Raw genomic sequence first — 26,125 nt, forward strand, 5'->3', positions numbered from 1 at the left:
TATTATTTCAAAAATTCTAAAACGCTGTCCGTGATAAATTTAATTTGTTCTTCGTCTAGTTCTGTATGCATTGGTAACGAAATTACTTCTTTGACCAATTGGTTGGTTACAGGAAAATCCTCTTCTTTATATCTTGCATCTAAATATGCTTTTTGTGCATGCAACGGAATTGGGTAATAAATCGCACAAGGAATACCTTTGTCAAGCAAATGTTGCATCAAGCCATCTCTATCTGCATTCACAATCCTCAATGTGTATTGATGAAAAACATGGCAGTCACAAATGTCACATATACTTGGCGATACAATATTTTTATGTCCTTCAAAAGCTGCCGAATATTTTCTGGCTGCGTCTTGCCTTGCTTTGTTGTAAGCATCTAACAAAGGTAATTTTGCATTCAAAACTGCGGCTTGTACACTATCTAAACGTGAGTTCACTCCTACTACATCATGATGATAGCGTTCGTACATTCCGTGATTTACAATCCCACGAAGTTTGTGGGCCAAAGTATCATCGTTTGTAAAAATGGCTCCACCATCACCATAACATCCTAAATTTTTACTAGGAAAAAAGGATGTTGATCCTACATGTCCTATCGTTCCAGCTTTCTTTTTTGTCCCATCAGAAAACTTGCAATTGGCTCCAATAGCTTGTGCATTATCTTCTATTACAAATAGGTTATGTTCTTTGGCCAAAGCCATAATTGCTTCCATATTCGCCGCGCGTCCAAATAAATGTACGGGAACAATCGCTTTGGTTTTTGGTGTAATGGCGCGTTTTATTCCTTCGATAGAAATATTCATATTATGGATATCCACATCTACCAAAACCGGCGTAAGTTGCAACAAGGCAATCACTTCAACAGTTGCGGCAAAAGTAAAATCAGCAGTGATTACCTCATCTCCAGGCTTCAAATCTAATCCCATCATAGCAATTTGTAACGCATCAGTTCCGTTTGCACATGGAATTACATGTTTTACGTCTAAATAGTCTTCTAAAGATTTTTGGAATTGATGAACTTGCGGTCCGTTAATATAGGTATTGGTATCTAAAACTTCTTGAATAGACACATTTACAGTATCCTTTATTTTATCATATTGACTTTTTAAGTCAACCATTTGAATTTTTTTCATGGAGATTTTCTTTAAAATTTATCCTTTAACTGATTTAAGGATGACGTTAGTTTAAGGTTTGAAGTTGCTAAACACCTTTTTTAAACGTAGAACAAAAATAGTTATTTAATGACTTATTACAATGAAAATTATTCAAAGTGATGTAATTTAGCACACAAATTTTTAACGATGCTTTTCCTTTATAATTTATTTGTGGTTTTCGCTTCACAAGCCTTAAAACTAGTCGCTACCTTCAGTCCGAAAATTAAACTTTTTGTGGACGGTCGAAAAGTTGCTTTTCCAACTTTGGAACAAAAAATAAAACCTTCTGATAAAACGATTTGGTTTCATGCCGCATCACTTGGTGAATACGAGCAAGGACTTCCGGTAATCGAAAAAATTAAAGAAAAATTTCCTTCCCATAAAATCGTAGTTACTTTTTTTTCGCCTTCAGGTTATGAAGTTCGTAAAAACAATACGGTTGCGGATGTCACGGTTTATTTGCCATTAGATACTAAGAAAAATGCACAACAATTTTTGAAACTTATACATCCTGATTTAGTGTTTTTTATCAAATATGAGTATTGGCCTAATTATTTATTTGAACTCAAAAAATTAAATACTAAAACCTATTTAGTTTCTGGAATTCTTAGAAAGAACCAACTGTTTTTCAAATGGTATGGCGGTTTTTACCGAGAAGCGCTGGATGCGTTCACGTACTTTTTTGTTCAAAATGAAACTTCTAAAAAGCTACTGCAGCAGTTAGGGAAAAGTAATGTTGCTGTTTCTGGTGACACCCGATTTGATCGAGTGGCCACAATTTTAGAAAAAGACAATTCGTTGGATTTTATCTCTGATTTTAAAAACAACACACTCACTATTGTCGTGGGAAGTTCATGGCCAAAAGATGAAGATTTAATAGTGAATTTTATCAATTCTAACAAATACAATGTCAAATTTATAATTGCGCCACATAACATAAAAGAAGAACAAATTCAGAATTTAAAAAACAGCATCACCAAAAAAACTGTTTTATTCTCTGAAAAAGAAGGACGGAATCTCGCTGATTTCGATGTGTTTATTATTGACACGATTGGCATTTTGACAAAAATCTACAGTTATGCGGATATTGCTTATGTCGGCGGCGGTTTCGGGAATCCCGGAGTTCACAATGTATTAGAGCCGGCAACCTTTGGAGTTCCAATCATTATTGGACCCAACTATTCCCATTTTGCAGAAGCAATCGCGCTGGTCAATATGGATGCCTGTGTTGCGGTTGCCAATCAAAAAGAATTGAACGAAGCCCTTGAAAACCTAATACGCAATGCTCACATCCGAAATGAAAAAGGACACATGTGCAGTACTTTTGTACAAATGAATAAGGGCGCAACCAAAGTTATTACGAGTCGACTATAAACTCGAATTCAAACACGAAAAGATATAAATTCAACAAAGTGTCACTGTTTAATTTGTTACAATTTGTAGAATCTGTATCTCTATAAGTCTTATTCCATGATTGCGGCTACAAACTCAGCTTTTCCTTGAAATTGCTGGCTTGTCTTCTGGAAATCTCCACTTTAATTTCTTTTGGAAGCTCTGCTAAAAGATTTCCGCTAAACCACGTTTCGATTTTGACAATGTATTGCACATTTACAATCTGATTTCTATTTGCTCTAAAGAAAAATTTCTCGGGAAGTTTTTCCTCAATTTGGTTTAATGATTTGTTGATAATCGCTTTTTCATTTTGAAAAAATACTTTCGTGTAATTACCATCCACTTCAAACAAGTAAATGTCCGAGATTTTTACCAGCCAGCATTTTTCACCATCTCTGATAAAAATTTGATTGTCCAAAGCCAGCTTCTTTTCACTTTTTTCGGCCTTTTCAATCAAATTGGTATTTACTTTTTCTATCGCTTGTGCAAACCTTATTGGATTAATTGGCTTTAATAAATAATCGAGCGCATTATACTCAAAAGACTTGATTGCATACTCATCGAAAGCAGTCGTAAAAACCGTAATAGGTACATTATCGAGCATTTCAAGCAAGGTAAAACCATCTTTTTCAGGCATGTTGATATCCAGAAAAAGCAAGTCGGGCTGAACAGCATTGATGAGTTCAAATCCCAAATCCACATTTTCGGCTTCGCCAATGATTTGAATTTCAGGGTGATTTTTTATTAATTCCTTCAGCTCATTGCGAGCCAAACGGGAATCTTCTACTATGACAGCTTTTATTTTTTTCATCAGTTACTAAGAAATAGGTAGTACTATCTTGGCAACAACTTCATTTTCAACTTCACTTAGTGAAAAAGTTGCTGTTTCGCCATAAATTAAGTGTAATCTTCTTTGAATATTTTTGAGACCTAATTGGGTTGTACCTTTTTGCTGCGACAGTTGCCCTGTATTGTTGACTTGAATGTGTAAATCGGTGTTTTCTTCTTTGATTTTCAACAGTAAAATACCACCGTTTTTTATTTGCGAAATTCCGTGTTTAATGGCATTTTCAACTAACATTTGAATAATCATAGGTGGAATGTGCAATTTCAAAGTCGTTTCTTCTATTTCGGCAACAAATTGCAATCGGTCTTCCAGTTGAATTTTTGAGATAGCGATAAAGTTTTCGACCATTTCAATTTCTTCATCTAAAGCAATGGTATTGTTCTCGCTTTTGGTCAAAGAATACCGTAACATCTCGGACAATCTGGTAATCATTTCCCTTGATTTAGCTGGATTTTCCAGAATCAAACCGCGAATATTGTTTAGGCTGTTAAACATAAAATGCGGGTTAATTTGTCCTTTCAAAGCATTGATTTGTGACTCTTTGAGCGTAGACTCTAACTCTAACCGATTCATTTTGTTGTCCTTTAAAAGCAAGATAGCCTTAACAACAGAATATGAAATTATCCATAAAAAAAACAAAATAGAAAACAAAATGATGAATATAATATTTGCCACTAAAGTTTGGCTGGGGTGATTTAAAACTTCTGGCCTTTTATACACATACGTAAGCATTAAATAGTTATACCCCATAATGAATGAATAATATGTAGCAATTGAGATCACAAACACTACAATTATTTTAAAAAAATCAATTTTAGTAAAACTTTCAAAATCAATGTTTTTGTTAAAAAAATACCTTACTGAATAAGTCACAATAAGTATAGCTATAGTAAAGGATACATAATCCAAAACCAATTGCCATTTTTCATATCCTAAAACATTTTTTTTAGGATCTAACATTTGAGGTATAAATATAAATCCCAACAGAATTGTCCAGATAAAAATTTGAATAACCCAAAAAGTATTTTTTCTATTTGAGATTTTTTCCATCACCTTAGTTTTCTTTTTATGATGTCAGTTCTGTGCAATACTCCACAAACTTTATTACTGTTATTAAAATAAGTTTCACCATTTTTTTTCGAGTTTAAAATTATAATAAATATTTAAAAAATTTGGCGAAGCACAGACACTTCGCCAAAGTTATACTTTTTAAAATTAATTTTTATTTTTTAAGATGTTGAGCAAAAAATCCCATCATAGCTTTATAAAGTTCAATTCTATTTTCTTCCCGTCCAAAACCATGACCTTCATTGTATTTAACCATATAAGGGACCTGGAAATTTTTAGCTCTAAGTGCCGTTACAATTTGATCTGCTTCTTTGATTGTAACTCTTATATCATTAGCCCCTTGAACTACAAATAAAGGTTTTTTAATTTTATCAACATGATAAATTGGCGAAACAGAACGGGATATTTTAGCTTCTTTTGGGTTATCCAAATCATACCATGTTTCCTTAAACATCTTCAAGTATGGCTTCCAATGCGCAGGAAAAGAGGCAAGAATAGTTTCAACATTTGATACCCCAACATAATCCACCCCGCAAGCATATAAATCAGGCGTTTTTACTAATCCCATAAGAGTTGCATATCCGCCATGACTGGCCCCGTATATAGCCATTCTATCCTTATCAATCCACCCTTGCTCGATAACATATTGAACCCCATCTTCTATATCATCCATAACTTTTCGGCCAATTTGTTTAAACCCTGCTCTCATAAATTCTTTACCATAACCCCCAGAAATTCTGAAGTTCACATGTAAAGTAGCGTATCCTCTACTAGCGAATAATTGGTCATCTTTTATAAAACTCCAAGAATCTCTTACTGATTGAGGCCCTCCATGGGGATTTACAATTAATGGAACTTTTTTACCATTTAGTGCTTCTTTTGGCAAGGTTATATATCCATGAATGGTCAAACCATCTCTACTTTTAAAAGTTATCGGGAGCATTCCAGCCATATCCTCTTCTTTTAATTGCGGGAGTAAGTCGAACAGGAAAGTAACTTTATCTTGCTTAACATCATACTGAAAATACTTTCCTTGTATTTTATCGCTAGTTACCAATATCAAATATTTATCTTCTGCTTCTGTTCTATCAATCAAATAAAATTGTTGGTCTCCAAATTCTTTTTTCAATTTTTGATAATATTTTTTAAAAGTATTACTAACAGGCAATACTTCAACTTTTTCTCCATTGAAACCAACGTAATCAATTTCATAATTTCGTTTTCTTGACAAACTTAAAATAGTAGCGTCATAAGTATCATTCGAGTATATTTCCTTTAGAATTTTCTTCTCTTTGAAGTCATACAAAACAACTCTGATCTTGTCAGAATCTAAATTGGTCAATATATAGGCATCATCTGGATTTTCCGTAGCGTAATTAAAAGATAGCACATTAAAAATTTCATCCCAATTAGCATTATTAAAGTGTTCATACGTTTTAGAACCGTTGCTTTTGTAGTAATAATGATTTTCTAGACCATTAACAATTCGGTGAAATCCTTTTAAATTACCATCTTTATCAAAATCATAACCCACAATCGGAATACTCACATCATCATTTGTATGTAATTTCTCCAGTTGCCCTGTAACAACATTAACTTTATAAGGCTCGTTAACTTGCGGATTGTCTTTATTCATTGAAATGATCAAATAATCTTTTTGTTCCTTAAGTGTTTTCAAAATTCCAGCTTTTACACCATCATAAGGTGTTAAATCAATGGCATTAGAGCCATCTAAATTAGTGGCGTAAATATGGTAATTCTCATTCCCTCCTTTGTCCATTGAATACACAAGCCTTTCATTGTTTATCCAAGAATACTCTCTAATCAATTCCTCTTTTTCTTTTATTGACAAGACAACTTCGCCAGTCTTTGTGTTTTTAACATATACATGATTTTTTCCTGAGACATCTTTCTCTTGATAAGAAAGAAACTTGCCGTCAGGGGACAATTGAAAATTTGATGCTTTTGGTTTTTTAAAGAAATCCTCCACACTATATTTGTAAGTTCCTTTTTCAAAAGTGGATAACTTTTCTAACTCTTCTTTTGACGATGGAAGAGAAGCATCACCAGGCTTAGTGATTTCTGTTTTGGCCATTTGTGCATTTGCACTTGACATTCCCATAATTGCCAGTGCAATTACTACTATTCTTTTTTTCATAATTTGATTTGATTGATTTGATTTATTATTTATTACAAAACCTCCTTTATACCCTCCATTGCCCCACTTATAAAAATTCCAAGGACAATACAAACTAATATTAGTATTACACTTTTAACTACTCTCTTAAAATTTAATTTTTTCATGATTCGATTGATTTGATTGATTTGATTTGATTTGATTTGATTGATCCTGTCATTAAAATTTTATTTCAATTTTAACTAATTAAAAATGGAATCCTGTATTATGCTGAAAAACTATTATAAACCCTAATAATGCATACGCTACTAATTTCCCTATTTTTAAGACTTTCTTTTTTCATGTTTTTATTTTTTGTTTGTTAGTTTGTTTTGATGAGACAAATATATAGCGACCTCAACTTGTATTCTTACAAAAAATGACGAACGGCTATATCGAAATGACGAACGGTTACCAAGGTTATTAAATACAAACAAAACCAATATCGCCTACCTTTACAGCTCTTAAAAAAAGCAAGATGATCCATTTTAAACCGCTAGACAAAAATAATATTGATCTCATTACCGCTATGATGGTAGATTTTTATGCCATAAAAGGCTACCCTATAGATATCGAAAAATCAAAGGCGTTATTCCGGCAATTTACCGACAATTCTGAGTTTGGTTTAGCTTAATTAATCTATACGAATGACGCGGTAGTCGGTTATGTAATCATAACATTCAGTTTCAGCTTTGAATACCATAGCAGAATAGGCATCTTAGACGATTTGTATCTTTCCGATTCGGCTCGCGGCAAAGGAATTGGCAAAAAAACGGTGGCTTTTATTCAAGCCAAAGCACAACAATTAAACCTGAAAATAATCTACCTAGAAGTTGAAAATCACAATGAAAACGCTCAAAAATTGTGTCTCGCCAGCAATTTTATATTCCTCCATCGGAAATTAATGAAATATATTGTTAAATAAAAAATCAACTTAAATCAATACCATGAAATTTTTAAAATTATTCCTATTACTATTTGTCATTCAGCTACAAGCCCAGGAAGGCGGAATGTAGATTCCTTCGCTGCTGAATGGAATGAATGAAACCGAAATGAAAAATCTGGGCATGAAAATGTCCGTAAAAGACATTTATGATGTAAATCAGTCGAGCATGAAAGATGCGGTTCCACATTTTAACGGGGGCTGTACCTCAGAAGTTATTTCCCCAAAAGGATTGATCCTGACCAATCATCATTGCGGGTTTTCACAAATTCAATCGCATTCCACCGTAGACCATGATTATCTGACAGATGGTTTTTGGGCTTACAAAATGGAAGAAGAACTGCCAAACGAAGGTTTGACTGTGACTTTTATGGTAAAAATTGAAGATGTAACCACTTTAGTTTTGGACGGAACTGCTTCCATGAGCAACGAAGCCGAAAAACAAAAGAAAATTCAAGAAATTGTTACTACAGTTAGGCAAAGCCAATGTTGCCGTTTCAGGAGACACCCGTTTTGACCGAGTGGCAGCAATTTTAGAAAAAGACAATTCGTTGGATTTTATCTCTGATTTTAAAAACAACACACTCACTATTGTCGTGGGAAGTTCATGGCCAAAAGATGAAGATTTAATAGTGAATTTTATCAATTCTAACAAATACAATGTCAAATTTATTATTGCGCCACATAATATTAAGGAGGAACAAATTCAGAATCTAAAAAACAGCATTACTAAAAAAACAGTTTTATTCAGCGAAAGAAAGGATAAAAATCTTGCTGATTATGACATTTTTATAATTGATACGATTGGCATTTTGACAAAAATTTACAGTTATGCGGACATTGCCTATGTAGGCGGTGGTTTTGGTAATCTTGGCGTACATAATATACTTGAACCAGCAACTTTTGGAGTTCCAATTGTGATTGGTCCAAACTATTCTCATTTTGCCGAGGCAACGGCTTTGATAAATCTGGAAGGCTGTATTTCTGTTTCCAATAAAAAGGAATTACAAGTCGCTTTTATAAACTTAATTCTTATTGAAACAGAAAGACAGGAAAAAGGTCATATCTGCGGCACATTTGTACACATGAATAAAGGCGCCACTGCGATTATCATGAATACGATCTCAAATTTTGAGTTGTTCTAATTTTCAAAACTATTTTTACATTAAAAATATCGAATTTGAATAAGAGACTTCTTTTAACCAAGAAAGAGGATTCGGTCTAATTAGATTATAAAAAAAGCCCCACAAAGTAGCTTTCATTGAATTAACCCTTTATATTTAGCAAAATAGTCTTTGTGGCATAATAGTTGGTGTTAATGAGTATGTTGGCAAAATATATTATTTTTTAAAAAAAAAATAAAAAAATATTTTACATATTAAAAAATTTATATCTTTGCCACGAATTAATAATTAACCTTTTATAATAAAGTAAGATGAAAAAAGTATTTTTAAGTTTAGCTGTTGTTGCTGTTTTAACTGTTGTATCATGTAAAAAAGCTGACGCTCCTGCTGATGACGCTTCTGCTGTAGTTGATTCTGCTGCTGTTGTTGTTGACTCTGCTGCTGCTGTAGTTGATTCTGCTGCTGTTGTTGTTGACTCTGCTGCTGCAACTGCTACTGACGCTGCAAAAACTGCAACTGAAGCTGCTGCAACTGCTACTGAAGCTGCAAAAAAATAATTAGAATTTAATTCTAAAAATTTTAAAGCCATCCGCGCAAGCGAGATGGCTTTTTTAATTATTTATATTGACGTTTTTAGAGCATCAGATAAATAAAAAAAGAGAGCAATGGTAAAATTACCATTGCTCTCTTTTTTTTTAACGTACTGCTTCGTAATAAACCTTAATCTTCAAAAATAAAATCATTTGCCGAAAAATCTAAAATTTCAGATACGTTCCCATATTTAACAATTTCATCTATTCCTTTTTGAAGTCTCAAAGAAGTCGTGTATTTTCTACTGGTAGCAAGATGACCTCCCTTTAACATCAATTTAAAGTAATACTTACCATTAGAAGACCTAAACTTTAAAAAGTCCGCTGATTCGATGTTCTCTTTTAATTTGTCAACATCTTCTTCACACTCAAATTTCAGTTCATAACTCAAACTGGTAAAAACAACCTTTCCCTTTCTTGAAGTAAAAACAAATTTATACTCGTCATTAAATCTTTTACTAATTACAAAAGCCCCCATAGTTTATAAAAATTCAAATTATAAATCCAAAAAAAAAGAAGTCGATACCGGTTCAGACAGATTTAGTTCTAATACGAAAAATCATAAAACAAAAAAAACCGCTTCAATTGAAGCGGTTTAGTACTCAGAGCGGGACTTGAACCCGCACGAACATTGCTGTTCACTGGATTTTAAGTCCAGCGTGTCTACCAATTTCACCATCCGAGCATTATTTGGTGTGGAGCGAAAAACGGGGCTCGAACCCGCGACCTCGACCTTGGCAAGGTCGCGCTCTACCAACTGAGCTATTTTCGCATTTTCAATTCTTAAAAAGAACCGCAATACTTGTTCTGTATTGCGGATGCAAATTTAAGACATTTATTGAATTACACAAGCCTTTTCTACAAAAAATTCACAGATTAAAGTTAACATTCTGATAACGTAAACTTTAAAACAAAAGAAATTATTTTCTGGTTAACATTCTTTTAATTTCATTTAGTTTCATCAAAGCTTCCATTGGAGTTATGGTATTTATATCCAAATTTAAAATCTCTTCTTTGATTTCTTCCAATAAAGGATCATCCAAATTAAAGAAACTCATTTGCATTTGCTCCGCTTGTTCGCCTTTCAGGCTCGAGCCATCTTTTGCAGCTTTAATTCCGTTTAATGCATCACTTGAATGGCTCTTCTCCAGCTTTTTTAATAGTTTCTGAGCCTTTAGAATCACTATCTGCGGCATTCCAGCCATTTTTGCAACATGTATCCCAAAACTGTGCGCACTGCCTCCTTTTACCAATTTTCGAATAAAAAGCACCGTATCTTTTAATTCTTTCACAGAAACATTATAATTCTGAATTCTTGGTAGTGATTCACTCATTTCATTCAACTCATGATAATGCGTTGCGAATAATGTTTTGGGTTTTGAAGGATGTTCATGTAAGAACTCAGCAATGGCCCAAGCGATAGAAATTCCGTCATAGGTACTCGTTCCTCGCCCAATTTCATCCAACAGTACCAAACTTCTATCAGAAATATTATTCAAGATGGATGCTGTTTCATTCATTTCGACCATAAAAGTAGATTCCCCCATCGAAATATTGTCACTTGCTCCTACTCTGGTGAATATTTTGTCGATAATTCCCATTCTTACGCTATCAGCGGGAACAAAACTCCCCATTTGAGCCAATAACACAATTAGGGCTGTTTGACGCAAAATAGCCGACTTACCAGACATATTGGGCCCCGTAATCATAATCAATTGCTGTATCTCTCTGTCTAAGAAAACATCATTGGCAATGTATGGCATTCCAACTGGTAATTGTTTTTCAATAACGGGATGCCTTCCATTTTTGATTTCCAGTTCGAAAGTTTCGTCTAATTCCGGACAAACATAATTATTCTCAATAGCTAATTGTGTAAACGAACACAGACAATCCAATTGCGCGACCAAATTCGCATTCATTTGAACCGGCTTGATGTAAGTAGCAATCCAACTGACCAATTGCTCGAACAATTCCGCTTCAATTTTGTGTATTTTTTCTTCGGCTCCAAGAATTTTGGTTTCGTATTCTTTTAGTTCTTCAGTGATGTAACGTTCTGCATTAACCAAAGTTTGCTTTCGGATCCATTCAGCTGGCACTTTATCTTTATGTAAATTCCTAACTTCAATATAATATCCAAAAACGTTATTGAAAGATATTTTCAAAGAAGAAATTCCTGTCAACTGCGATTCTCGTTTTTCAATTCCTTCCAAGAATTCTTTTCCGCTAGTTGATATGGTTCTCAAATCATCCAACTCCGCATTTATTCCTTTGGCAATAGCATTCCCTTTAGAAACAGCAACAGGAGCATCTTGATTCAGCGTTATTTTTATTTTTTCGCGAAGTAAATCACAACTGTGTAAACTATCTCCAATTACTTTTACAGCTTCCTGAGGACTTTGCAACGCCAGCATTTTTATTGGAATAATAGCATCCAATGATTCTTTTAAATATACTACTTCACGAGGTGATACTTTCCCGGTAGCAATCTTGGAAATCAAACGCTCCAAATCTGAAATTTCCTTAATTTGATGCTGAATATTTTTTAAAACGTCCTGATTTTCTTTTAAATAAGAAACTACTTCATGACGACTTCGTATTTTATTGCTGTCTTTCAGAGGCAAAGCCAACCATCGTTTTAATAACCGACCTCCCATTGGCGAAAGCGTTTTGTCAATAACATCGAGAAGCGTAACTGCATTTGGATTATAACTATGATACAACTCTAGATTTCGAATTGTAAATCGGTCCATCCAAACATAAGCATCTTCGGCAATACGTTGAATGGCTGTGATATGCTGTACTTTATTGTGTTGCGTTTCGGACAAATAATACAAAATTGCGCCCGAAGCAATAATTCCTTCTTTTAACTCTTCAATTCCAAAACCCTTCAGCGATATTGTTTGAAAATGCTTAGTTAAGACTTCAAAAGCATAATCCTCTTTGTAGATCCAATCTTCCAAATAAAAACTGTGATAATCCTCCCCAAAAATTTCTCGGAAATCATTTTTGTTATTTTTAGGAATTAGCACTTCGCTGGGATTAAAATTCTGCAACAACTTATCAATATATTCGGCATTTCCCTGAGCAGTAAGAAACTCCCCTGTAGAAACGTCTAAAAATGAAATTCCAATTGATTTATTTGCAAAAAATATGGATGCTAAAAAATTATTTGTTTTAGATTGCAAAACCTCATCATTCATGGAAACGCCTGGAGTTACAAGTTCAGTAACACCACGTTTCACAATAGTTTTAGTCATTTTTGGATCTTCGAGCTGATCACAAATTGCGACACGAAGTCCAGCTTTGACAAGCTTTGGCAAATAGGTATTTATAGAATGATGCGGAAATCCTGCCAACGCTGTTTCTGTTGCTGATCCTGCGCCACGTTTTGTCAGAGTTATACCAAGAATCTTCGACGCACGAACTGCATCTTCCCCAAAAGTTTCATAAAAATCTCCTACTCGAAACAATAAACACGCATCAGGATATTTCCTTTTGATCTCGTTATACTGCTTCATTAATGGCGTTTCCTTAACCGTATTATCTTTAGATGCCAAGTTATTTTATATTTAATAAATGAAAAACATTAATCAGCGAATTTATATATTTTAAAGCGAATTACAGTGAGCTACAAAAAAATTAAATATTTTTAAGTAAAAATTAATCTAATGGCATGATTTTTTCTTTAAATTTGTTTAACTAATTAAAAAAACAAGAAAATGAAAAAAATACTTACACTAGCGTTATTATTAGTTTTAGGAGTTACATCTTCTAATGCTCAAGAAACATCTAAAGTTACTAAAAAAATAAAAGCTAAAACTGCTAAAATTTCAACTCCAAAAGTTGACGGAGCAGGAATGGTTTTTATGAATGAGACTATTGATTATGGGACAGTTGCCCATAATGCCGACGGAAAGCGTGAATTCGTTTTTACTAATAATGGAAACAAACCATTAATTATAACTAATACTCAAGGTTCTTGTGGATGTACAGTTCCTACAAGCCCAAAAGAACCAATTGCTCCTGGTGCAAAAGGTGTTATTGGTGTAAAATATGCAACTGACAGAGTAGGCCCATTTACAAAAACGGTAACTGTAACCTCAAACGCAACTGGTCAAGCAACAAAAACACTAACAATAAAAGGAACAGTTTTAGCAGATGATGCACCAAAAAGCTAATTTCTAAATTTAATTTACATTAAAAAGCTTCCCAACTTGTGGAAGCTTTTTTATTGAAACTAACCCTGAAAAACATGAGAAAGCTTGAAAACAGCGAATTGGAAAGAAAATCAATCGAAGCTTTTAAAGAATCTAAAAAGACGCCTATTATCTTAGTTTTAGATGACATCCGTAGTTTGCATAATATTGGTTCTGTGTTCCGCACAGCTGATGCCTTTTTGATTGAGAAAATATATTTGTGCGGCATTACGGCAACTCCTCCAAATAAGGAAATCCATAAAACCGCTCTTGGCGCAACAGAAACGGTAACTTGGGAGCACAGTGATAATGTCCTTGCCGTCATTGAAAATTTAAAAAAAGAGGATGTAATCACATTGGCTATAGAACAGGTACAAAGTGCTGTTTTTCTCCAAGATTTTAAAGTTGAAAAAGACAAAAAATACGCGTTAGTTTTTGGAAACGAGGTTTATGGAGTTTCACAAGAAGCAGTCGCTTTATGTGATGGTTCAATTGAGATTCCACAATTAGGAACCAAACATTCTTTAAACATTTCAGTAAGCGCCGGAATTGTAGTGTGGGATTTGTTTCAAAAAATAAATTGGCCTGCATAAATTAATGTTTAATCAAACAAGAAAAACAATACTTTTATAAAATGGGAAAACATGTGTTTTTTAAAATAATTTTAGTTTTAGTATTTTTTACTTCAGAAATAAACCACGCATCCAGCTTTGATTATACGACAAAAAAACACATCTCCAGTAAAACACGAAACACTTTAAATTCTCCGCAAATAAAAAAAAATCGGAAATTAGTTGCTAGTACTGCTCCGATTCTAATTGCTCAAAACAACAATCAACCCTACTGCCCGGGAACTTCTTTAAATATTGTGAGTGACATAGCAATAGCAGACCCGGACAATTTCATTACTTCTATTTATATACAGATTTCTTCGGGTTATATTAACGGTGAAGATGTATTGTCTTTGGCAGGAACACATCCATCAATTACAGGCGGTTGGGATGGTTTATCAGGGAAATTTACCTTAACCGGAATAACAGGACAACCAAGCACTGCAGCCTTCATAGCCGCCATAAAAGACATAAAATATTCCAGTAGCAACACATCTCCTTCCGGAATTCGTAGTTTCTCAATTACAATAGGACAAGCAAATTACTTAGCCCGAAACGGTCATTATTATGAATACATTCCGAATCCTGGAATCAGTTGGACAGCAGCAAAAGCGGCCGCAGAGAATAGTACTTATTTTGGATTAAAAGGTTATTTAGCCACAATTACAGCCCAAGATGAAGCACAACTTTGCGGAGCACAAGCAAACGGAAATGGATGGATTGGTGGCAGCGATGCTGAAACAGAGGGAATTTGGAAATGGGTAACTGGACCAGATATTGACAGAGTTGTATTCTGGAATGGAGGAGTGAATGGCACATCGCCAACTTATTCAAATTGGAACACAGGAGAACCGAATAATAGTAATGGAATTGAACATTATGCACACGTTAAAGCACCCGGCGTTCCAGGAACACCTGGATCGTGGAATGATTTACAATTAAACGGGGATGCAACAGGAAATTATCAAGCCAAAGGGTACATAGTAGAATATGGTGGAATGCCGGGAGAACTGCCACTACAAATTTCAACAAGCACAAAAATCAGCATACCTAAAATCACAAATACAACTCCCTCACAAAGTTGTGATTCAGGAAGCGTAACGCTTAAAGCCACAGCGTCTGACGGAACTGTTAATTGGTTTGATGCTGCAACCGGAGGAAATCTACTAGCAATAGGAAACTCCTATTCAACGCCAAACTTATCTACAACCACCACCTATTATGTGGACGCAGGTGCTAATTGCAGCGCTCCTCGAACAGCAATTATTGCGACTATAAATGCTACTCCTAAAATAACTTCAACTAATACACCTGCAACAAGATGCAGTTCCGGAGCAGTTACACTTCAAGCAACTGTTAGTGCAGGGATTATTAATTGGTACTCAGTTGCAACCGACGGAGCAATTGAAGGAACCGGGACAAGTTTTACAATTTCTAGCATTTCTCAAAACACAACATATTACGCTGAAGCCCAAAACAACGGTTGCACTAATCGTAACAGAACTCCAGTTGATATTAAAATCTACTCGCCACCTTTTGTTGTAGATCAGGAATTAACTTTGTGCAAATCCGCAACTCTAACACTTGATGCTCAAATTCCTAATATGTCTTATTTATGGTCAACTGGAGAAAACACGCAAACAATTAGTATTAAAACTGCCGGTAATTATTACGTTGATATAACTAGTCCCGCCCCTGAAAACTGTACCAGCAGAAAAAAAATTAGTGTTGTTGAACATAATACTCCCGAAATCGACCGTGTTGATGTCAATGAAACAACAATAGTAATCTATTTAAAAAAGGAAGAAGCTTATTTTGAATATTCTGTTGACGGAACTAATTACCAAAATTCAAATGTCTTTTTTAATGTTCCCAGTGGTCTGCAAACAGCTTATGTAAGAGAAGTTAATTTCTGTAGTTATGATACCAAAACCTTTATTGTACTGATAACACCTAAATTTTTCACCCCTAACAATGACACTTATAATGATGTATGGGAAGTAAAAGGATTGGTTAATTATCCAGAAGCCGAAGTCTCTATTTTTGACCGATTTGGCAAATTAATTGTTATACTAAACGCAAAAAAATTAATTTGGGACGGTACATTAAATACTAGTTTATTACCGGCATCAGATTATTGGTACATTTTAAAAATTGACAATTTAACCCCCGAAGTCAGAGGTCATTTTTCTCTTAAAAGATAGGCGCTTCTCAATTTTATAAGCTGATTTTTTGCTGAATTTCATTTAAAATATAAAGATAATCTTCTTGGTTCTTTACAAAATCCTTATCTGAAACATCAATGATTAATACATTTAATTCTGTTTGTGATTTAATGTAATCCAAATAACCATTATTGATCTTTTCTAAATATTCAGCAGGAATTTTTTGTTCATAGCTTCTGCCCCTTTTCTTGATATTTTGCAACAATCGTTCTGAATTTTGGTACAAATAAATATATAAATCCGGTTTTGGCATTTCTCTGTAAATGATATCAAATAGATTGCGGTACAAACGATATTCATCATCTGCAAGAGTGATTTTGGCAAAAATTAAGGATTTGAAAATATGATAATCAGCAACAATAAAATCTTTAAACAAATCAAATTGCGCTAAGTCATCTGATAATTGCTGGTATCTGTCGGCAAGGAATGACATTTCAAGCGGAAATGCATATCGATTTTGGTCTTTGTAGAATTTAGGCAAAAAAGGATTGTCTGCAAAACGTTCCAAAACTGTTTTTGCATTGAAATCCTCTGAAATCTTTGTAGCTAAAGTTGTTTTTCCTGCCCCGATATTTCCTTCAAAGGCAACATAATTAAATTGTTCCAATGAAATACTTTGCAACGGGCTTTTTAACTCTTGAATTACTTTGCAAACACTTTGGTCTGGCGACGATTCCTGCAACTCCAAAATTGTTTTTTTGAGAATAGGATGTTTCCAATCCAAATTTAAATCTTGCATAGGCAACAAAACAAATTTCCTATTTTGCATCAACGGATGTGGAATCTGGAGTTTTTCAGAATCAATAATTTCTTCATCAAAAGAAATTAAATCTATATCTATAGTTCTAGACTGGTACCCTACTTTATTACTTCGAACCCGACCTAATTTTTTTTCAACTTTTAAAACTTGCGTTAAAATTTTATTTGCGGAGCTAGTCGTGTGAATAATTAAAACACAATTGTAAAATGCATCACTCTCAAAACCCCATGCTGGAGATTCATACAATCTGGAAACTTTTATTACCGTCCCTATTTCCCGATGTATTAATTGCAAACAATGTTCGATATTTTCCAGTCGATTACCTTGATTACTTCCTAGAGATAAAATGACCTGATGTTGTGATTTCATATTAAGCGCAAATTAACTAAAAGAATTTTAGAATAGAAGTATCTTTGTAAAGAGTGTTGAAAACTAATTTTAAAATTATAAAAACTAAAGCTGTAACAAATTGACCTCATTTGAGACTTATTAAAAAAATATAAATATGAAATTTTTAGGAAATGTATTGGCTACCATCATAGGTATTTTTGTTTTTTGTATGCTATTCTTTTTTGGAATACTACTAATTGGAGCCATTTTTGGAGGCGAATCTGAAGGTATTGCAATAAAAAGCAATTCAGTTATCGAACTAAATTTAGAAGACATAAAAAATGATTATGCAGGAAAATATAAAGATCCTTGGATGACAATTTTTTCAGAAAACAAAAAAGTAGGACTAACGGATATAATAAATGCCATTGGGGAAGCAAAAACGGATGATGACATCAAAGGAATATCAATTTTAAATAATAATTCTTCTTTAGGTATGGCCCAAAGCAAAGCCTTGAGAGATGCGTTAGGAGATTTTAAAAAAACAGGGAAATTTGTAATGGCTTATTCCAATTCTTATTCGCAAAAAGAGTATTATTTGAACTCTGTCGCTAATACAGTTTATCTGAACCCAGTAGGAGATTTGGACTTCAAAGGACTTTCTGCGGAAATTATGTTTTTCAAAGATTTCCAAGAAAAATCAGGTCTAAAAATGGAAGTTATACGTCACGGAAAATACAAAAGTGCAGTAGAACCTTTCCTTGAAAATAAAATGAGTGATGCCAATAGAGAACAAGTTACCGCTTTATTAAACTCTGTTTGGACTTCAATTGTAACTGATGTTTCAAAAAGCAGAAATATATCAATAGGCAAATTAAATGAAATTGCAAATGGACTTTTAGCCAGAACTCCGGAAATGGCGAAAGCAGCAAAATTAGTAGATGTTATTGCTTATGAAGATGTCTATCACAATGCCATTAAAAATATTTTGAAAGTAGATAAAGACGAAGATTACAATAAAGTTACCATTTTAGATTATGCTAAAAATGTAGTCACGACTTCAAAAATGAGCGACGCTAAAGATCAAATTGCAATTATCTATGCCCAAGGTGAAATAATGAGCGGTGAAGGCGATGTTAATACCATCGGCGAAGGTTCAATGCGCCGTTCGTTACAAGAAGCACGAAAAAATAAAGACGTAAAAGCAATTGTACTGCGAATCGACAGCCCTGGAGGAAGCGCTTTGACTTCTGATTTAATTTGGAGAGAAATTGAATTGACGAAAAAAGTTAAACCTATTATAGTTTCTATGGGAAACTATGCGGCTTCAGGAGGATATTATATTGCTTGTAATGCCAATACTATTTTTGCCGAAAATAACACAATAACTGGTTCAATTGGTGTTTTTGGAATATTACCTAATTTCACCCAGTTGGCTACTAAAATAGGCATCAATACAGAACAAGTAAAAACTCATGAAAACGCTGCAAATTACAGTCCTTTTGTACCGTTAGACGAAAAATTTAAAGCCGTTACTCTTGAAGGTGTGGAACATATTTATAAAACATTTGTTACCCATGTTGCGCAAGGAAGAAAAATGACTTTTGCCCAAGTGGATGCAATCGCTCAAGGAAGAGTTTGGTCTGGTTCGGAAGCATTAAAAAAAGGACTTGTAGATAAAATTGGCGGTTTGGATGATGCTATTCATGAAGCGGCTAGACTCGCTAAAACAAAAAGCTACAATACACAAAACTACCCAGAATATGAGAAAAATTTCAACGATCTTTTAGAAAGTCTACCATTTGCAAACTCGAAAGCAGACTTTATTAAAGAAGAAATTGGAGAAGAAAACTATAAAATTATGGAACAAATAAAAAGATTACAATCGCAAAAAGGAGTTCAAGCCATGATGCCATTTGAAATCAACATCCAATAGTTTTTTTGATATAAATCATTATTTAGCACAATATTAGAAAATCCTAAATCCTAAACTATTATTTTTGTAAGAAGTAAGGCAGGATTTTTGCTAAACTTATGTAATGTAAAGAAAGAAAACTATGTTGAAGAAAATTTTAAAAATCACATTAATTGTAATTCTACTACTCGCTGTTGCATTATTTGCTTTACCCTATTTTTTTAAAGAACAAATAAAATCCAAAATTACCCAAGCAATCAATGAGAAAGTAGACGCCAAAATTTCCTTTGCAGATGCGGATTTAAGTTTATTCAAAAATTTTCCCAACGCGAATGTAACTCTCGATAAATTAGTCATTATAAATAAAGCTCCTTTTGAAGGTGACACTTTAGTTTCATTGGGTGAATTGAATTTAAAAATGTCAATCAAAGAACTCTTTAAAGGCAAAAATGAAGCAATGAATATTGACGGAATAACTTCAAAAAACGGAGTAATCAATATTCTTTTCAACAAAGACGGAATTGCGAATTACGATATCGCTTTAAAAAACAAAAACAATAAAGATGATGGCAAAAGCAGCCCGTTGTCATTAAAAATTCGGGATTATAAAATCGAGAATTTCAAGTTTAAATATTTTGACGAAAGTTCAAAAATAAAAATGGTAATCGATAGCCTGAACCACGAAGGAACCGGGAATTTTGCTGCCCAAAAATTAGATTTGGTTACCAAATCTACTGCAAAAATTTCTTTAGATATCGACAAAGTCAATTACATGAAAAATGTTGCCTTGACTCTCGATGCAGTTTTAGGTATCGATTTAGATAAAAGCAAATATACTTTTAAAGAGAATAAAGCATTGATCAACCAATTACCATTAGAATTTGATGGGTTTATTCAAATGGTAGCAGCGGGTCAGGAATATAATTTAAAGTTCAAAACGCCAACTTCTTCATTCAAAAATTTCTTGGGAGTTATTCCTGCGGCGTATGCTTCAAGTTTAGCTAATGTAAAAACTACTGGGGATTTTACGGTTGCTGGCTTTGCACAAGGATTGTATTCGGACACTACAGTTCCAAAATTCAAAATTGAAATTGCTTCCAACAATGCATCCTTTAAGTATCCTAATTTACCGAAATCGGTTCAAAATATAGTTATTGACACTAAAATTATAAATGAAACGGGTATTTTGAACGACACGTATGTCAATTTGGATAAACTTTCTTTCAAAATAGATCAGGATGTTTTCAATGCCAAAGCAAACATTAAAAACATCACAAAAAATCCCATAATCGATGCTGCTTTGAAAGGAACCATCAACTTGGCTAATGTAACCGAAGCCTATCCTGTAAAATTAGACAAACCTTTATCCGGTATTTTGAACGCTGATGTAACCACTAAATTCGATATGGAATCGGTGGAAAAAAGTCAATATCAAAATATCAACAATGCAGGAACGATGAGTTTGTCTGGTTTCAACTACGTGGATGAAAACGGAAAAACAATGAATATTAGCACTGCCTTAGTTCAGTTTAATCCAAGTCAGGTCAATTTGAAACAATTCAATGCAACAACGGGTAAAAGTGACATTAGCGTCACGGGAATTTTAGAGAATTTTTACGGTTTTATATTTAGAAACCAAGAATTGAAAGGAAATTTCAACATGAATTCTAAACAATTGGCCGTTGATGATTTTATGACAACCGGTGAAACTACTAAAGTTGATACTAAAACAGAAACTAAAAAAGCAGACGCAATGAAAATTCCTGCTTTCTTAAATTGTACGCTTACAGCAAAAGCTACTGCGGTTTTATATGATAATTTGACTCTGAAAGATGTTTCTGGAAAACTGATTGTGAAAGACGAAAAAGTAACTTTAGAAAATGTAAAAACATCTATTTTTGGAGGAACAATTGGTGTAAATGGAGCTGTTTCCACAAAAGGGAAAACGCCGGTTTTCACTATGGATTTGAATTTAAATCAAGTGGATATTGCACAATCTTTCACCCAATTGGATATGCTGAAAAAAATCGCGCCAATTGCCGGAATCATCAACGGAAAGCTAAATTCAAGTATTAAATTGAATGGAAATCTTGACGCAAAAGAATTGACTCCTGATTTGAAAACATTGACCGGAGATTTATTGGGACAACTGCTTTCGACCACAGTAAATTCAACCAATTCAACTTTGTTGACGGCATTAGGTTCTAATTTGAAATTTATCGATGTAAGCAAAATTAATTTGAATGATTTGAAAGCCGCCATCACATTCAAGGATGGAAAAGTGAATGTAAAACCTTTCAATATCAAGTATAAAGACATCAAAGCGACTATTGGAGGGACTCACGGTTTTGATCAAAGCATGAATTATAATCTAAAATTTGATGTCCCTGCAAAATATCTTGGCTCAGAAGCCAATGCGCTTATCGCAAAACTGTCAGCGGCCGATGCTGCAAAATTAGAAAGCTTTCCAATAAATGCGGTATTAGCAGGTAATTTTACCAATCCAAAAATTACAACTGACATTAATAGTGCGGTGACTAAATTGACTACTCAATTAGTGAACCAACAAAAAGACAGATTAGTAAAACAAGGAACTTCGGCTTTAACTGATTATATCAATAAAAATAAGAAACCCAGTGACACCACAAAAACGGCTACTCCCGCAACTAAAGAAGAGGTAAAAGCTAAGGCTACAGAGTTACTAAATGGATTGTTTAATAAAAAGAAAAAAGTGGAAGAGCCTAAAGTTCAATAAGATAATTTGATTGAAAATAGTCGTTTTTCATCATTCTAAAAAGCAGGAATTACAATAATTGTTTGAAATTTCTGCTTTTTTCATAAAATTTATTACACTTTAATCGTTACCACATATCCTTCAGAACCACGGATATTGAAAACTGTTCCGCCTTCAAAAATAAGATATTGTCCTTTTATGCCTGTGAGTTTTCCTTGAAACTGAGGGGTTTTATCTAAACTTAAACTATTTACTTTATTTGGATATTCTAAAACGGGGTAGTGCATTTCATATAAGTCATTCTTCTGCGAATAAAAATACTCTTGTACTTCTGTAGGGATTAAATGTTCCACTTTTAATCTTTCGGCAATCAAATCAACCTGTTCAAAAGTATTAGTGAGCATTTTTCGCCAGTTTGTTTTATCGGCATAATGATTTTTTAAGGCAACTTCAGTAATCCCTGCCAGGTATCTATTTGGAACTTCAACAATCGAAATGGCTTTGTTTGCACCCTGATCAATCCAACGCGTTGGCATTTGTGTTTTTCGTGTTACTCCCACTTTCACTTCGCTTGACAAAGCTAAATACACGATATGCGGTTGCAATTGTACTTTTTCTTCATAAACTAAATCCCTGTCCTGAATTCCAAGATGTGCTGTACTCAGTTCCGGTTTCATAATCCAATCTCCCACAGCAGCACTAGAATAAAAACAATCATAGCAAAATCCTTGACGGAAAATCTTTTTCTTCTTTCTGCAATTTAAACATTGGTGTCCCACAAAATTAATTTCTATGTTTTTATTCAGCAACTGATTCACATTCAAAAAACTATTTTCAAAAACCAAGTAATATTGAATTGGGTTTCCAAATTCAGTCTGCATTTTTGTAAGTACACCTTCGTAAGTCATTCTATTTAAAGTTTCAAGTTTAACACATCAAGTTAAACAAAATTTGTTATTTTTGGTAAAGTTATAATTCATAATTCATAATTCATAATTTAAAAATGCCACTAACCATAATCAATTCGTTTGCTTCTTGGGTTCTTAAACAACGAATCCATCAGATTGAACTTTTCTTGAAATATCCAAATGAAGTTCAGGAAGAATTGCTTATGAATTTAATTCAGTCCTCAAAAAATACTGCTTTAGGCAAAGAATATGAGTATGCATCGATACATTCCTACGCGACTTTTGCCGAAAGAATTCCTATTTCTACTTACGAAGAATTACAGCCGCTCATTGAAAGAACCCGTAAAGGAGAACAAAATGTTTTTTGGGAAACACCTATAAAATGGTTTGCCAAATCAAGCGGAACAACTAATGCCAAAAGTAAATTTATTCCGGTAAGCAATGAAGCCTTGGAGGATTGTCATTATAAAGGCAGTAAGGATTTGTTGTGCTTGTATTTAAATAACAACGAAGATTCCGAACTGTTTCTTGGAAAAAGTCTGCGTCTTGGTGGAAGTTCCCAAATCTATGAAGACAACAATACGTTCTTTGGGGATTTATCAGCCATATTGATTGAAAACATGCCCATTTGGGCGGAGTTCAGCAGTACGCCAAGCAACAAGATTTCCCTGATGAGCGAATGGGAAACCAAAATTGCTGCAATTATAAACGAAACAAAAAACGAAAATGTAACCAGTTTTGCCGGAGTTCCCTCCTGGATGTTAGTTTTAATGAACAAAATGCTGGAAGAAACCGGAAAAGGAAATTTATTTGAACTTTGGCCTAATTTAGAAGTATACTTCCACGGCGGCGTTAATTTTGAACCGTACCGAGACCAATACAAAAAAATTCTCCCTAAAAAAGAGTTTAAGTATTACGAAATATACAATGCTTCTGAAGGCTTTTTTGCCATTCAGGATTTAAATTATTCCAGTGATTTATTATTAATGTTGGATTACGGGATTTTCTATGAATTTATTCCGATGGATACTTTTGGGACACTAAATCAAAAAGTAATTCGACTGGCAGATGTGGAACTTTTCAAAAATTATGCTTTGGTCATTACCACCAATTCTGGTTTGTGGCGTTATTTGATAGGTGATACTGTTCGTTTCACCTCATTGAATCCGTATCGAATTAGGGTGACGGGAAGAACCAAGCATCATATCAATGTTTTTGGCGAAGAATTAATGGTCGAAAATACCGATCAGGCTATTGCAAAAGCGTGTAAAATGACCCAAACAGAAGTAGTCGATTACACGGTTGCGCCAATCTTTATGGAAGGCAAAGAAAAAGGCGCCCATGAATGGATGATTGAATTCAAAGATAATCCCGCGGATGTATCTCAATTTCAGAAAGCATTGGATGAATCCATCCAATCTTTAAATTCAGATTACGAAGCGAAACGCTACAACAACATGACATTAAATCCGCTAATAATCAATGTGGCGCGAAAAAATCTGTTTTACGACTGGTTAAAATGCAAGGACAAATTGGGAGGGCAACACAAAATTCCAAGACTTTCTAACCAAAGAGATTATTTAGAACAACTGAAAAGCATGCAGTTTCAAACCGCATAAAAGACGAAAAAGATGAAAAACACCATCTACATTTTGATCACATTAATTTTTTTGAGTTCCTGCGGACCGCACAGAATGAGTCGTGGCGCCAGAGGAATTTGTAAATCTCCCGAAAAACAAACACTTGAAAAACCTGAAAAAGCATTTACTGTCAAAGCATAAAAAAGGCTGTCCAAAAATCACTTTTTGAACAGCCTCCTTTATAATTATTGCAGTATTTTACTCCTCCTCCATCATATCAATATGTCTGTCGTGGTAACCTAATAGGTACAAAACACCGTCGAGACCTAAGCTTGAAATAGAGCTTTCTGCTTTTTCTTTTACCGTAGGTTTGGCATGAAAAGCAATTCCTAAGCCTGCCAAATTCAACATAGGCAAATCATTGGCACCATCACCCACTGCAATAGTTTGGTTGATGTGAATGCCCTCTTTATCGGCAATGGCTTGCAGATATTCCGCTTTCTTTTTACCATCAACAATTTCGCCAATATAATTACCCGTCAGTTTACCGTCTTTAATTTCCAATTCATTGGCATGAACGTAATCAATGCCTAATTCCTTTTGAAGATATTTTCCAAAAAAGGTAAAGCCTCCGGATAAAATAGCGGTTTTATAGCCGTAATATTTCAGGGCCTTCATCAAGCGATGCGCTCCTTTTGTAATGGGTAGATTTTCTGCAACTGTTTGCAGTACCTCTTCGCTCAAACCTTCTAACAAAGCCATACGCTGCTTGAAGCTTTCACTAAAATCGATTTCACCATTCATTGCTGCTTCTGTTATGGCTTTTACTTGCTCACCGACACCCGCTAACTCAGCCAATTCATCAATCACTTCCGTTTGAATCAAGGTCGAATCCATATCAAAACACACCAAACGTCTGTTTCTGCGATACATATTATCTTCTTGAAAAGAAATATCCACATCTAAAGTTCTGGAAATTTCCATAAAACTAGCGGTCATAAACGTTTTATCTACAATTGTACCTGTAACTGATAACTGTATACAAGAGCGGGGAAATTCTTCTTTATCAACAATAGAAACCCGACCCGTTAATCTTGTAATTGCGTCAATATTTAAATTTTGGTTGGATAGAATCCTGGTTACCGCTGCCAATTGTACCGCTGTTAATGTTTCACCCAAAACATTGATGGTATAGCGTTGCTTGCGTTGTCCTTTTACCCAAATTTCGTAATCTGCAATCGAGATAGGAATAAATTTAACTTTAACACCCAATTCATATGCTTTAAACAATAAATCTTTCAAAACAGGCGCAGAAGAAGAACCCGCTTTTATTTCAAATAAAATACCTAAAGATAACGTGTCATGAATATCTGCCTGTCCAATATCTAAAATAATGGCATCATAATTTGCCAAGATGGATGTCAAACCAGCAGTTACACCAGGTTTGTCCTGACCAGAAACTTTTAATAAAATAACCTCAATCTCTTCTACTTGCATGCTATAATCATTTAATTTAGAATGTACAAAAATCGACAATCTGACGTTGATAAAAAAAAAAAATCTTCCTTTTTT

At 34.1% G+C, this 26,125-nt stretch carries 20 protein-coding genes, 2 tRNA genes and 2 pseudogenes; 13 read left to right on the plus strand and 11 right to left on the minus strand.

The genetic code is table 11. The annotated features are described in order from the left end of the window. Positions 1–2: 2 nt before the first annotated feature. Entirely contained in the window at positions 3–1,133 is a 1,131-nt protein-coding gene (locus tag C4S35_RS03665) for a DegT/DnrJ/EryC1/StrS family aminotransferase (protein ID WP_103998882.1), read from the minus strand. Between the two features lie 168 nt (positions 1,134–1,301). Here C4S35_RS03665 and C4S35_RS03670 point away from each other — a divergent pair, with 168 nt between their 5' ends. Continuing rightward, on the plus strand, positions 1,302–2,528 hold the full coding sequence (locus C4S35_RS03670) for a 3-deoxy-D-manno-octulosonic acid transferase (protein WP_103998883.1): 1,227 nt from the start codon (positions 1,302–1,304) through the stop codon (positions 2,526–2,528). A 106-nt stretch (positions 2,529–2,634) separates the two neighbouring features. Here the strand turns inward: C4S35_RS03670 and C4S35_RS03675 are convergent, their stop codons facing one another. The 3 genes from C4S35_RS03675 to C4S35_RS03685 form a co-directional block, all read right to left on the minus strand. After that, positions 2,635–3,357 (minus strand): LytR/AlgR family response regulator transcription factor, encoded by a 723-nt coding sequence (locus C4S35_RS03675; RefSeq protein WP_103998884.1) that lies wholly within the window; start codon positions 3,355–3,357, stop codon positions 2,635–2,637. 6 nt (positions 3,358–3,363) lie between these two features. Next, a complete protein-coding gene (locus C4S35_RS15555; protein ID WP_159916634.1) occupies positions 3,364–3,966 on the minus strand; it encodes a sensor histidine kinase in 603 nt (200 codons plus the stop codon). Positions 3,967–4,615: 649 nt separating this feature from the next. Continuing rightward, on the minus strand, positions 4,616–6,583 hold the full coding sequence (locus C4S35_RS03685) for a S9 family peptidase (RefSeq protein ID WP_244175193.1): 1,968 nt from the start codon (positions 6,581–6,583) through the stop codon (positions 4,616–4,618). Between the two features lie 532 nt (positions 6,584–7,115). Here C4S35_RS03685 and C4S35_RS15560 point away from each other — a divergent pair. The 5 genes and pseudogenes from C4S35_RS15560 (at position 7,116) to C4S35_RS03705 (ending at position 9,261) form a co-directional block, all read left to right on the plus strand. Next, positions 7,116–7,271 (plus strand): hypothetical protein, encoded by a 156-nt coding sequence (locus C4S35_RS15560; protein ID WP_159916637.1) that lies wholly within the window; start codon positions 7,116–7,118, stop codon positions 7,269–7,271. A 3-nt stretch (positions 7,272–7,274) separates the two neighbouring features. Then, entirely contained in the window at positions 7,275–7,562 is a 288-nt protein-coding gene (locus C4S35_RS16295; RefSeq protein WP_103998886.1) for a GNAT family N-acetyltransferase, read from the plus strand. 22 nt (positions 7,563–7,584) lie between these two features. Then, a pseudogene (locus C4S35_RS03695) lies at positions 7,585–8,055 on the plus strand (S46 family peptidase); the annotation flags it as partial. Next, a pseudogene (locus tag C4S35_RS03700) lies at positions 8,036–8,725 on the plus strand (3-deoxy-D-manno-octulosonic acid transferase); the annotation flags it as partial. The pseudogenes C4S35_RS03695 and C4S35_RS03700, both read left to right, overlap by 20 nt. Before the next feature lie 290 nt (positions 8,726–9,015). After that, positions 9,016–9,261 carry a hypothetical protein gene (locus C4S35_RS03705; RefSeq protein WP_103998887.1) on the plus strand — a complete coding sequence of 82 codons (246 nt, stop codon included), beginning with the start codon at positions 9,016–9,018 and terminating at the stop codon, positions 9,259–9,261. A gap of 163 nt (positions 9,262–9,424) precedes the next feature. On the opposite strand, the gene C4S35_RS03710 is transcribed toward C4S35_RS03705, so the two are convergent. The 4 genes from C4S35_RS03710 to mutS form a co-directional block, all read right to left on the minus strand. Next, on the minus strand, positions 9,425–9,772 hold the full coding sequence (locus tag C4S35_RS03710) for a DUF1508 domain-containing protein (RefSeq protein WP_103998888.1): 348 nt from the start codon (positions 9,770–9,772) through the stop codon (positions 9,425–9,427). A 121-nt stretch (positions 9,773–9,893) separates the two neighbouring features. Continuing rightward, positions 9,894–9,979 (minus strand) — tRNA-Leu (locus C4S35_RS03715). A gap of 11 nt (positions 9,980–9,990) precedes the next feature. After that, positions 9,991–10,066, minus strand: a tRNA-Gly gene (locus tag C4S35_RS03720). Positions 10,067–10,214: 148 nt separating this feature from the next. Continuing rightward, complete coding sequence (mutS, locus tag C4S35_RS03725; RefSeq protein ID WP_425269137.1) at positions 10,215–12,812, minus strand: DNA mismatch repair protein MutS; 2,598 nt, start codon at positions 12,810–12,812, stop codon at positions 10,215–10,217. Between the two features lie 201 nt (positions 12,813–13,013). On the opposite strand from mutS, the gene C4S35_RS03730 reads away from it, so the two are divergent. The 3 genes from C4S35_RS03730 (at position 13,014) to C4S35_RS03740 (ending at position 16,305) form a co-directional block, all read left to right on the plus strand. Then, on the plus strand, positions 13,014–13,472 hold the full coding sequence (locus tag C4S35_RS03730; protein WP_103998890.1) for a DUF1573 domain-containing protein: 459 nt from the start codon (positions 13,014–13,016) through the stop codon (positions 13,470–13,472). A 74-nt stretch (positions 13,473–13,546) separates the two neighbouring features. Then, a complete protein-coding gene (locus tag C4S35_RS03735; RefSeq protein ID WP_103998891.1) occupies positions 13,547–14,083 on the plus strand; it encodes an RNA methyltransferase in 537 nt (178 codons plus the stop codon). Between the two features lie 41 nt (positions 14,084–14,124). Beyond that, positions 14,125–16,305, plus strand: coding sequence for an Ig-like domain-containing protein (locus C4S35_RS03740; RefSeq protein ID WP_103998892.1), 2,181 nt, complete (start codon positions 14,125–14,127; stop codon positions 16,303–16,305). A 13-nt stretch (positions 16,306–16,318) separates the two neighbouring features. Here the strand turns inward: C4S35_RS03740 and folK are convergent, their stop codons facing one another. Continuing rightward, entirely contained in the window at positions 16,319–17,455 is a 1,137-nt protein-coding gene (gene folK / locus C4S35_RS03745; RefSeq protein WP_103998893.1) for a 2-amino-4-hydroxy-6-hydroxymethyldihydropteridine diphosphokinase, read from the minus strand. Positions 17,456–17,591: 136 nt separating this feature from the next. On the opposite strand from folK, the gene sppA reads away from it, so the two are divergent. Both sppA and C4S35_RS03755 read left to right on the plus strand, forming a co-directional pair. Beyond that, positions 17,592–19,352: a signal peptide peptidase SppA gene (gene sppA / locus C4S35_RS03750; protein ID WP_103998894.1), complete on the plus strand. Its 1,761-nt coding sequence runs from the start codon at positions 17,592–17,594 to the stop codon at positions 19,350–19,352. 121 nt (positions 19,353–19,473) lie between these two features. Continuing rightward, the gene (locus tag C4S35_RS03755; RefSeq protein WP_103998895.1) at positions 19,474–22,086 is read left to right on the plus strand and encodes an AsmA-like C-terminal region-containing protein; all 2,613 of its coding nucleotides are present in this window, start codon (positions 19,474–19,476) and stop codon (positions 22,084–22,086) included. A 92-nt stretch (positions 22,087–22,178) separates the two neighbouring features. On the opposite strand, the gene C4S35_RS03760 is transcribed toward C4S35_RS03755, so the two are convergent. Continuing rightward, positions 22,179–22,973: a DUF2797 domain-containing protein gene (locus C4S35_RS03760; protein WP_103998896.1), complete on the minus strand. Its 795-nt coding sequence runs from the start codon at positions 22,971–22,973 to the stop codon at positions 22,179–22,181. Between the two features lie 95 nt (positions 22,974–23,068). Between C4S35_RS03760 and C4S35_RS03765 the strand changes: the two genes are divergently transcribed. Both C4S35_RS03765 and C4S35_RS15565 read left to right on the plus strand, forming a co-directional pair. Then, positions 23,069–24,592 (plus strand): GH3 auxin-responsive promoter family protein, encoded by a 1,524-nt coding sequence (locus tag C4S35_RS03765; protein ID WP_103998897.1) that lies wholly within the window; start codon positions 23,069–23,071, stop codon positions 24,590–24,592. Positions 24,593–24,604: 12 nt separating this feature from the next. Beyond that, a complete protein-coding gene (locus C4S35_RS15565) occupies positions 24,605–24,754 on the plus strand; it encodes a hypothetical protein (protein WP_159916640.1) in 150 nt (49 codons plus the stop codon). Between the two features lie 57 nt (positions 24,755–24,811). Here the strand turns inward: C4S35_RS15565 and serB are convergent, their stop codons facing one another. Next, the gene (gene serB / locus C4S35_RS03770; RefSeq protein WP_103998898.1) at positions 24,812–26,050 is read right to left on the minus strand and encodes a phosphoserine phosphatase SerB; all 1,239 of its coding nucleotides are present in this window, start codon (positions 26,048–26,050) and stop codon (positions 24,812–24,814) included. Between the last annotated feature and the right edge of the window lie 75 nt (positions 26,051–26,125).

Origin of the sequence: Flavobacterium urumqiense, assembly GCF_900108015.1 — a bacterium.
In the GTDB taxonomy this organism is placed as follows: Bacteria; Bacteroidota; Bacteroidia; order Flavobacteriales; family Flavobacteriaceae; genus Flavobacterium; species Flavobacterium urumqiense.

Coding starts and splice junctions, on each gene's coding strand:
- C4S35_RS03665 (WP_103998882.1), bottom strand. CDS start 1,133: ATGAAAAAAATTCAAATGGTTGACTTAAAAAGTCAATATGATAAAATA.
- C4S35_RS03670 (WP_103998883.1), top strand. CDS start 1,302: ATGCTTTTCCTTTATAATTTATTTGTGGTTTTCGCTTCACAAGCCTTA.
- C4S35_RS03675 (WP_103998884.1), bottom strand. CDS start 3,357: ATGAAAAAAATAAAAGCTGTCATAGTAGAAGATTCCCGTTTGGCTCGC.
- C4S35_RS15555 (WP_159916634.1), bottom strand. CDS start 3,966: ATGAATCGGTTAGAGTTAGAGTCTACGCTCAAAGAGTCACAAATCAAT.
- C4S35_RS03685 (WP_244175193.1), bottom strand. CDS start 6,583: ATGGGAATGTCAAGTGCAAATGCACAAATGGCCAAAACAGAAATCACT.
- C4S35_RS15560 (WP_159916637.1), top strand. CDS start 7,116: ATGATCCATTTTAAACCGCTAGACAAAAATAATATTGATCTCATTACC.
- C4S35_RS03705 (WP_103998887.1), top strand. CDS start 9,016: ATGAAAAAAGTATTTTTAAGTTTAGCTGTTGTTGCTGTTTTAACTGTT.
- C4S35_RS03710 (WP_103998888.1), bottom strand. CDS start 9,772: ATGGGGGCTTTTGTAATTAGTAAAAGATTTAATGACGAGTATAAATTT.
- mutS (WP_425269137.1), bottom strand. CDS start 12,812: ATGAAGCAGTATAACGAGATCAAAAGGAAATATCCTGATGCGTGTTTA.
- C4S35_RS03730 (WP_103998890.1), top strand. CDS start 13,014: ATGAAAAAAATACTTACACTAGCGTTATTATTAGTTTTAGGAGTTACA.
- C4S35_RS03735 (WP_103998891.1), top strand. CDS start 13,547: ATGAGAAAGCTTGAAAACAGCGAATTGGAAAGAAAATCAATCGAAGCT.
- C4S35_RS03740 (WP_103998892.1), top strand. CDS start 14,125: ATGGGAAAACATGTGTTTTTTAAAATAATTTTAGTTTTAGTATTTTTT.
- folK (WP_103998893.1), bottom strand. CDS start 17,455: ATGAAATCACAACATCAGGTCATTTTATCTCTAGGAAGTAATCAAGGT.
- sppA (WP_103998894.1), top strand. CDS start 17,592: ATGAAATTTTTAGGAAATGTATTGGCTACCATCATAGGTATTTTTGTT.
- C4S35_RS03755 (WP_103998895.1), top strand. CDS start 19,474: ATGTTGAAGAAAATTTTAAAAATCACATTAATTGTAATTCTACTACTC.
- C4S35_RS03760 (WP_103998896.1), bottom strand. CDS start 22,973: ATGACTTACGAAGGTGTACTTACAAAAATGCAGACTGAATTTGGAAAC.
- C4S35_RS03765 (WP_103998897.1), top strand. CDS start 23,069: ATGCCACTAACCATAATCAATTCGTTTGCTTCTTGGGTTCTTAAACAA.
- C4S35_RS15565 (WP_159916640.1), top strand. CDS start 24,605: ATGAAAAACACCATCTACATTTTGATCACATTAATTTTTTTGAGTTCC.
- serB (WP_103998898.1), bottom strand. CDS start 26,050: ATGCAAGTAGAAGAGATTGAGGTTATTTTATTAAAAGTTTCTGGTCAG.